This window comes from Kibdelosporangium phytohabitans (assembly GCF_001302585.1).
GTDB lineage: Bacteria > Actinomycetota > Actinomycetes > Mycobacteriales > Pseudonocardiaceae > Kibdelosporangium > Kibdelosporangium phytohabitans.
On the sequence record NZ_CP012752.1, the window covers coordinates 2,369,631 to 2,378,721 of the forward strand.

The 9,091-nt window shown below is 69.2% G+C and carries 1 protein-coding gene and 1 pseudogene; both read left to right on the top strand.

The annotated features are described in order from the left end of the window. Positions 1-291 precede the first annotated feature (291 nt). Entirely contained in the window at positions 292-1,503 is a 1,212-nt protein-coding gene (locus tag AOZ06_RS10860) for a serine hydrolase domain-containing protein (protein WP_054296557.1), read from the top strand. Between the two features lie 136 nt (positions 1,504-1,639). After that, positions 1,640-9,088: pseudogene (locus AOZ06_RS10865) on the top strand (amino acid adenylation domain-containing protein); the annotation flags it as partial. Positions 9,089-9,091: the final 3 nt, after the last annotated feature.

The following is a 9,091-nucleotide window of genomic DNA, read 5'->3' on the forward strand; positions in this document are numbered from 1 at the left end:
TGATGTGACTGCTGCGTAGCGTCCGCTCCCATAACTGCTTTCGGTTTCAATCACTAGTTTCAAAAGGGACGACACCACTAATGGCGGTATAGCCGATGTTGTTGACAGAGGCACAGTGGGTATGCGTTGGGAGTCGTCGAACGGAGTTTGCTGGAATGCGCGTTCTGGCAACGGGGAAACCGTTCGGGTCCGTGGGAGTTGACGAGAGGGATATCGGTGTTATCCGCATCGGAGGATGGCGGGGGATTAGTGGGAGTCGCGGGCGGCGTTGATTCGGCCGAACTTTCCGCGGTGGTAGCCGCGCCTGCGGGCGCGCGTGGGGTCCAGGGGGCACAGTTCGCGTTGCTGCGCGACGGGCAGACGGTCGCTGTGTCCGTCGGTGAGGCCGAGCACGGCACCGGGCGTCGCGTGACGGCGGACCTGGCCTTCCCGATCGGATCGATCGGCAAGGTGTTCACCGCGGCCGTCACCATGGTCCTGGCCGCGGACGGTGACATCGAGCTGGACGACCCGGTCGGCGAGTACGTGCCGGAGGCCGCGGGCAGGCCGATCGCCGCGGTGACGCCGCGGCAGCTGCTCAGCCACACCGGCGGGCTGGAATCCGGCCCGGACGGCGGGTCGTCGATGCGCGGCCTGGTCGAGCGGACCGGCCTGATCCAGCCGCCCGGCCGCGACTTCTCGTACTCGAACGCCGGCTTCGTGCTGCTCGGCAGGCTGGCCGAGACCGTGACGGGGATGTCGTGGTTCACCTGCGTCGAGTCCATCCTGCTGCGGCCGCTCGGCATCGCGCCCGCGTTCGTGGTCGGGCCGCGCACGGCGAGGGCCGTCGCGACCGGGCACGCGGGCCGCGGCAGGCCGGTCACGCAGAACATCACGCTCGCCGAAGCACCTGCCGGTGCTGTCGCCGGGAGCGCTTCCGACCTGGTCAAGATCGGCCGCATGCTACTCGACGGCGGTGACATCATGCCGCGCGAGCACGCCCTGATGATGCGCGAGCCGGTCGCCGACGCCTTCGGTCTCGCCGACGCGTGGGGCCTCGGTCTCGCCGTGTTCGGCTCGTGGGTGGGCCACGACGGCACGGGCGACGGCACGTGGTGCCAGCTCAGGATCGACCCGGACAGCGGCACCGTCGCGGCGATGACGTGCAATTCCAGTGCCGGCGCGGGGTTGTGGGACGACGTCGTGGACGAGCTGGGCCGCCGGGGTTTGCCCATCCCGAGCGGCTCGCTGACAGCCGTGCCCGACGTCGTCCTGCCACCGCCCGACGGCTGGGCGGGCAGCTACTGGAACGGTGATACCGAATACTCGCTCGCCGATGACCTGGTCTTCGCCGTGGACGGCGAACCGCAGGCGATGATCACTTTTCACGAAGGTTTGACATTCTCGCTACGGGATAACCAATCGGGTCAGCAGCTGTACGCGGGCCGGTGCCTGGTATCGCCGGAAACCGGGAAAATCGACCGCATTCACGTCAACGGCAGGCTCGCGCTGGCCCGCCGGTAATAGATCGCAGACACCGCCGTCGTTCATTGCCCGAACGGGTGGCTGTGGTCATTGAACACACCTGAAAGGTGCCCTGGTCATGTTGTCGAACAATGCTGTCCTTGGTATGGGCGAACGAGTCCGGATTCCGCCGCTGACATTGTCGAAAATGTTCGAGCGGCAGGTCGGGCGCACGCCCGGCTTACCGGCGATCCGGCACGACGACGCGGTGATCAGATACGCCGAACTGGACGAACGGGCGAACCGCCTGGCCCATCTGCTCGTCGCCCGCGGTGCGGGCCCGGAGCGCGTCGTCGCGCTGCTGATGCCCCGGTCAGCCGACATCGTCGTCGCTCAGCTGGCGGTGCTGAAGGCGGGTGCCGCCTTCCTGCCGGTCGACCCGGACTACCCGGCCGAGCGCATCGAGATGATGCTCGCCGACGCCGCTCCCGTGCTCACGCTCACCCGCGCTGACCTGCGCGATCCCGCGATCGACGAGATGCCGTCCTGGTCACCGCGGGTGGCGTCGAGCGTGGACCACCCCGCGTACGTCATCTACACGTCCGGGTCGACGGGCCGCCCGAAAGGTGTCGTGGTCACCCACCGCGGGCTGGCCAGTTTCTCCGCGGCGGAGATCGACCGTTTCTCCGTCAAACCGGGGGACCGCGTGCTGCAGTTCTCCTCGCCGAGCTTCGACGCCTCCGTGCTGGAGCTGTGCATGTCACTGCCCGCAGGTGCGGCGTTGGTCGTCCCGCCGCCCGGCCCGCTGCTGGGGGATCGACTTGCCGAAGTACTCGGCCGTTCGCGCATCACCCACGCCTTGATCCCGCCGGTCGCGCTGGCGACCGTGCCGTCGTCCATCGCCGCCGCGTTGCCGGACTTCCGCTGCCTGATCGTGGGCGGCGACGCGTGTGACGCCGAGCTCGTGCGTCACTGGGCGCCTGGACGCCAGATGATCAACGCGTACGGCCCGACCGAGTGCACCGTGGTGGCGACCTGGAGTGCCCCGCTTGTGCCGAGCGATTCGCCTCCGCCCATCGGCAGCGCCATCTGGAACACCACGACACACGTGCTCGACGAGGCACTGCGCCCGGCACAGACCGGGGAGCTCTACGTCTCCGGTGCCGGCCTGGCCCGTGGCTACCTCAACCGGCCGGGGCTGACGGCGACGCGGTTCGTGGCCGATCCCTTCGGCCCGCCCGGCAGCCGGATGTACCGCACCGGTGACGTGGTGCGCTGGACCGCCTCGGGTGAGCTGGAGTTCGTCGGCCGGGCCGACCACCAGGTCAAGATCCGCGGCTACCGGATCGAACCCGGCGAGATCGAGGCGGTGCTGCGCGGCCATCCGGAGGTGGACGGCGCCGTCGTGATCGCCCGCGTCGACCAGGGCCTCAAACGGCTGGTCGCGTACGTGACCTCGGCAGGGGAACCGGACCTGCGCGACTGGGTCGCGGACGTGCTGCCCGACTACATGGTCCCGGCGGCGTTCGTCGTGTTGCGCGAATTCCCGTTGAGCCCCAACGGCAAGCTGGATCGTTCGGCGTTGCCCGCGCCGGTCGTGGAGGCCGGTCCGTCGTACGTCGAGCCGCGTACCGAGGTCGAACGCACGCTGGCTCGCATCTGGGCTGACGTCCTGGGTGTCGACCGGGTCGGCATCGAGGACGACTTCGGTTTCCTCGGTGGCGACTCGATCCTCGGCAACCGGGTGCTCGCCCTGATCCGCACCGAACTCGGTGTCGACCTGCCCGCCCACGCGGTGTTCGACGCCAGGACCATCGCGAGCCTCGCCGCGCTCGTGCCGGACGCGGCCACCGCCACGCCGATCCAACGGGCCGAGCGCGGCCACGTGTATCCGCTTTCCCCTGCCCAGCAGCGGCTTTGGGTGCAGGACGAGCTGATCGGGGCAGGCAACAACACGGCGATCGGCGTCCGGATCACCGGCCAGGTCGACGTCGGCAAGCTGCGCTCGGCGCTCGCGGCGCTGGTGGACCGGCACGAGATCCTGCGCACGACGTTCGGCGTCGTGCACGGCGAACCGGTCCAGGTGATCGGTGCGGACAGTGAGATCCCGCTGTACGTCAGCGATTCGTCCACCTGTGTCGCGGCTGAGCTCGCGCGCCCGTTCGACCTGCGCCGCGGACCGCTGTCCCGGGCCGTGCTGATCCGCCTCGGCGCGGACGACCACGTGTTCGTCCTGTGCCAGCACCACATCATCACCGACGGCTGGTCGGTCGACGTGCTGCTCGACGAGCTGTGGTCGGTGTACGCCGGCGCGGCCGAACTGCCGTCGCTGCCGGTCCAGTACGCGGACTTCGCGGTCTGGCAGCGCAACCGGGACGTCAGCGGGCAACTCGCCTACTGGCAGCGGAAACTGGCCGGGATGCGGCCGTTGCGGCTGCCCGCCGACCACGCCCGCACCGGGCGGCCTGGGCCTTCCGGTGCGGTGCACCGCAGCAGGCTGGACGCGGACCTCGTGCGGCGCCTGGCACGGATGGGCCAGGCGCACGGCGCGACCCTGTTCACGACGTTGGCCGCCGCGGTGAACGTGCTGCTGTCCGGCTGGACAGGTGAGCGTGACGTCGCCATCGGCAGCGTCAGCTCCGGCCGCAACCGTTCCGAACTGGACGGTGTGGCGGGCTTCTTCGTCAACACGCTGGTCCTGCGGTCCGATGTGGATCCCGGGCTGCGGTTCGCCGACTTCGTCGGGCAGGTCCGCGCGACCGTGCTGGCGGCGTTCGCCAACGAGGACGTCCCGTTCGAACAGCTGGAGACCGACCGGCTGCACGCGGTCGTGGTGCTGCACAACGAGATCGTCCGGCCACGCGAGGTCGCGGGCCTGCGCGTGAAACCGTACGACCTGCCGAGGCCGCACGCGCGGTTCGACCTGGTCATCGAGTTCTGGCCACGTGGCGACGAGCTGCTCGTGGTCCTCGAGTACGACAAGGACCTGTTCGAGCCGAGCACGATGGAACGCCTGTCGAGCAGGCTGCACGAACTGCTGGACGCGGTCGTCACGGACCCGGACCGGTTCGTCGGCGAACTCGGCCCGCACCCGGCCGTCGTCCCGCAGCAGGTCGCGCCCGTGCCGAGCGGCTACGTCGCCGCGCGCACCCCGGCCGAGGAGAAGCTCGTCAAGATCTTCGCCGACGTGCTCGGCGTGCCGAAGGTTGGCGTCCGTGACAACTTCTTCGAGCTCGGCGGCGACTCGATCCTGGCGATCCGCGTGGTGGCCAAGGCCAAGCAGGCCGGGATGACGGTGACCGCGAAGGACATCTTCGACCGCCAGACCGTTGCCGCACTGGCCACTGTGGCCACCGAGACCGTGACCGTCGTCGACCAGGGGCCGGTCGTCGGCGAAGCGCCGTTGACGCCGATCCAGCGGTGGTTCTTCGACAACCACCCGGTCGACCCCGAACACTTCAACCAGTCCCTGGTGGTCGAGCTGGTGGACGGCTACGACCCCGAGGCGTTGGAGCAGGCCGCCAAGGCGCTGATCGAGCACCACGACGCGCTTCGGATGCGGTTCGAGACGTCCGACGGGCACCGAGTCCAGCGCGTCGCCCCGGTGCAGGAACGCATCCTCGTCGGCGAAGGCATCGATCTCGCCGACGGTCCGATGATCAAGGCGATCCTGATCGACCGGACGACCGTGCTGATCGCCGTGCACCACCTCGTCGTCGACGGCGTGTCGTGGCGCATCCTCCTCGAAGACCTCAACACCGCCTACCAGCAGGTGGTCCGCGGCGAACCGGTCGACCTCGGCGCCAAGACGACGTCCTTCCTGGACTGGTCGAGGATGTTGGCGGAGCACGACTTCAGCGCGGACGCCGCCTACTGGGCCGCGGTCGGCGACCCCGGGCCGGTACCGGTGGACAAGGACGGGCCGAACACGGTCGCGAGCACCCGGACGGTCACGACCAGGCTCACCGAACGCGAAACCGACGCGCTGCTGCGCGACCTGCCGAAGCGGTACCACTCGCGGGCCAACGACGTGCTGCTCAGCGCGGTCGGCCGGGTGCTCGGCCGGTGGACCGGCCGCGACGACGTGCTGGTCGACCTGGAAGGGCACGGCCGGGAGGAGTTCGGCGGCGCCGACCTGTCCAGGACCGTCGGCTGGTTCACCACGATGTTCCCGGTCGCTCTGCACGTCCCGGACACGGCGTGGGGCAGCACCCTCAAGTCGGTCAAGGAACAGCTGAGGGCGGTGCCGCGCAACGGTTTGTCCTACGGCGTGCTCGGCTCCGGGCCTCGGCCGCAAGTGAGCTTCAACTACCTCGGCAGGCTGGACTGGCCGGAAGGCGAGCTGTACCGGGGGATCGGCGGTCTCGACCTCGACGCCAGCCCGGCGCACCACCGGTTCCACCTGATCGACCTGGTCGGCAAGGTCGAACGCGGCTGTCTCGAGCTCACGTGGTTCTACTCGTCGAACGTGCACACCGCCGCGACGATCGAGAACCTGTCGGACGAGCTGGCGACGGCGCTGCGGCAGATCGTGCGGGAACCCGGCGGCGGCCGGACACCGTCGGACTTCCCGCTCGCCACGCTGACCCAGGAGCAGATCGACCGGATCGGGCCCGCCGCGTCGGACATCTACCCGCTGACCCCGATGCAGGCCGGGATGGTCTTCCACGACCTGTCCGAACCCGACGAGGGAACGTACTTCCAGCAGACCACGTTCGTGCTCGGCGGCGTGGACAACGTGATGCGCCTGGCCAAGGCGTGGCAGCACATCGTCGCCAGGACGCCGGTGCTGCGCAGTGCGATCGTGTGGCAGGGCGTCGAGGAGCCGGTCCAGGTCGTCCGCGACGACGTGACGCTGCCGGTCACCGTGCTCGACTGGTCGCGGTACTCCGAGGCACGCGCGGAACGAGCGCTGCGGAGTCTGCTGGCCAAGGACCGTGCCGAGGGCATCGACCTGAGCAAGGCGCCGCTGATGCGGATCGCGCTGGCGCGGCTGCCCGGTGACGAGGTCCGCGTGCTGTGGACCTTCCACCACGTCCTGCTCGACGGGTGGAGCATCTTCCAGGTCCTCAACGACGTCTTCGCCCGCTACACCGGCGCGGAAGTACCCGACCGGCCGCCGTTCCGCGACTACGTCGAATGGCTTCGCGGGCGGGACGACGGCCCGGCGGAGGAATACTGGCGCCGCGTGCTCGGTGACTTCACCGCTCCGACGCCACTGCCGTACGACCGCGTGTCCTCCCGTGCACCGCGTTCCGCGGCCCAGGTCCCGCTCGAACTCGACGAACAAGCCTCGGCACGGCTGTACGAGTTCGCCAAACAGCACCGGCTCACGCTGAACACCGTCATCCAGGGCGTGTGGGCGTTGCTGCTGTCCCGGTACAGCGGCCAGCGTGACGTGTGCTTCGGCGCGACCGTGTCCGGCCGCCCGGCGGACCTGCCCGACGGCATCACCGGAATCCTCATCAACACGTTGCCCGTGCGGTCCGATGTGGACTCGTCCGCGACCGTCGCGGACTGGCTGCGGGCACTGCAGCAACAGCAGACCGAGGCGCGGCAGCACGAGTACCTGCCGTTGTCGCGCCTGCAGGCCTGCAGCGGTGTGTCCGGTGGTGTGGAGCTGTTCGACAGCATCCTGGTTTTCGAGAACTACCCCGCGGACTCGCTGCACGGCCTGCGGATCACGGACATGACCGCGATCGAGGCGACCAACTACTCGCTCAGCGCGACGATCTACCCGGGCAGGCGCCTGAAGATCGTGCTCGGGTTCGAACGCGACCGCTTCGACGAGAACACCGTCGACCGGATCAGCGAACACCTCGGTGTCCTGCTGGCGGACCTGGTCGCGGACCCGGCACGCAGCCTGGGGGACCTGTCGATCCTCACCGCGACCGAACGCGGCCAGATCGAGTCGTGGAACGAGACCGGCGACGAGGTCCCGGACATCACGCTGACCGAGATGTTCCAGCACCAGGCCGCGCGGACCCCCGACGCGGTGGCCGTACGGCATTGCGGCGGGAACGTCACCTACGCCGAGCTGAACGCACGCGCCAACCGGTTGGCACGCCGGCTGATCGCGCAGGGCGTCGGTCCGGAGAAGACAGTCGCGCTGTCGTTGCCGCGCACACCGGACATGGTCGTCGCGGCACTGGCGGTCCTCAAAGCAGGCGGTGGGTACGTGCCGGTCGACCCCGCGTACCCGCCCGACCGCAAGCAAATGATCCTCGCTGACGTGGAACCCATCTGTGTGCTGACGGAGGTGATCGAAGACACCGCGCTGCCGTGCGACAACGTGACCGACGAGGAGCGGATCGAGCCACACCGACCCGACCACCTCGCGTACGTGATCCATACGTCAGGATCGACCGGACGTCCCAAAGGCGTCATGGTGTCGCACCGCAGCGCGGTCAACCTGATGCACTGGGCCGCGGCCAACGTCGGCGACATGTCCCACGTCCTGGCGTCGACCTCGTTGAACTTCGACGTGTCGGTGTTCGAGATCTTCGCGCCGCTGATGTCCGGCGGCAGCATCGAACTGGTCCAGGACCTGCTGGTACTGGCCGAACGTCCCTGGCAGGGCAGCCTGGCCAGCGGTGTCCCGTCGGTGTTCGCCAACCTGCTGGACGGGCCGGGCCTGCGTGTCGAGGCGGAAACTCTCGTCCTCGCCGGTGAGGCGTTGCCGCAAAGGGTGTTCAGCGCGCTGCGGGAAGCGGTCCCGGGGGCGCAGATCGTCAACGCCTACGGCCCCACAGAGGCCACTGTGTACGCGACCGCCTGGTATTCCGGCGGTGCCGAGATGCCGACCATCGGCCGCCCGGTGTCCAACGCCCGCGCCTATGTCCTGGACGGCAGTCTGCGGCCGATGCCTGTCGGTGCCGCTGGTGAGCTGTACATCGGCGGCGCGGGTGTGGCACGCGGTTACCTCGGCCAGCCCGGGCTGACCGCGAACCGGTTCCTGCCCGACCCGTACGGCTCGGACGGCGCCCGGATGTACCAGACCGGTGACGTCGTGCGCAGGCGCCCGGACGGGACGATCGAGTACCTCGGCCGGTCCGACCACCAGGTCAAGGTCCGCGGTTTCCGGATCGAACCCGGCGAGATCGAGACCGTCCTGACCGAGCACCCGAGTGTCTCGTCCGCTGTCGTGGTGGCGCGGTCCGACCAGGGCCGCAAACAGCTCGTGGCGTACGTCGTGCCCGCGAACGGCCAGGTGGACGTGGACGGGCTCCGGGCGTCGGCAGCGGCCACCCTGCCGGATCACATGGTCCCGGCGGCGTTCGTCGTCATCGGCCAGTTGCCGTTGAACAGCAACGGGAAGCTCGACCGCAACGCCCTGCCCGCGCCCGACTGGAGCCAGACCGCGCGAGCCGACCACGTGGCCCCGCGCACCGACACGGAAAGTGTCGTCGCGGAGATCTGGTCCGCGGTGCTCGGCGTCGACCGGATCGGCGTCGGCGACAACTTCTTCGACCTCGGTGGTGACTCCATTCAGAGCGTATTGATCTCCGCACGGACCAACGCGGCATTCGACGTGTCGCTGACACCACGGGACGTCATGACCGCGCAGACCGTGCAGGCACTCGCCGAAACGGTCGAGGAACACATCCTGCGTGAGCTCGAGCGCATCGCCGCGGGTGGTGAGTGAGCC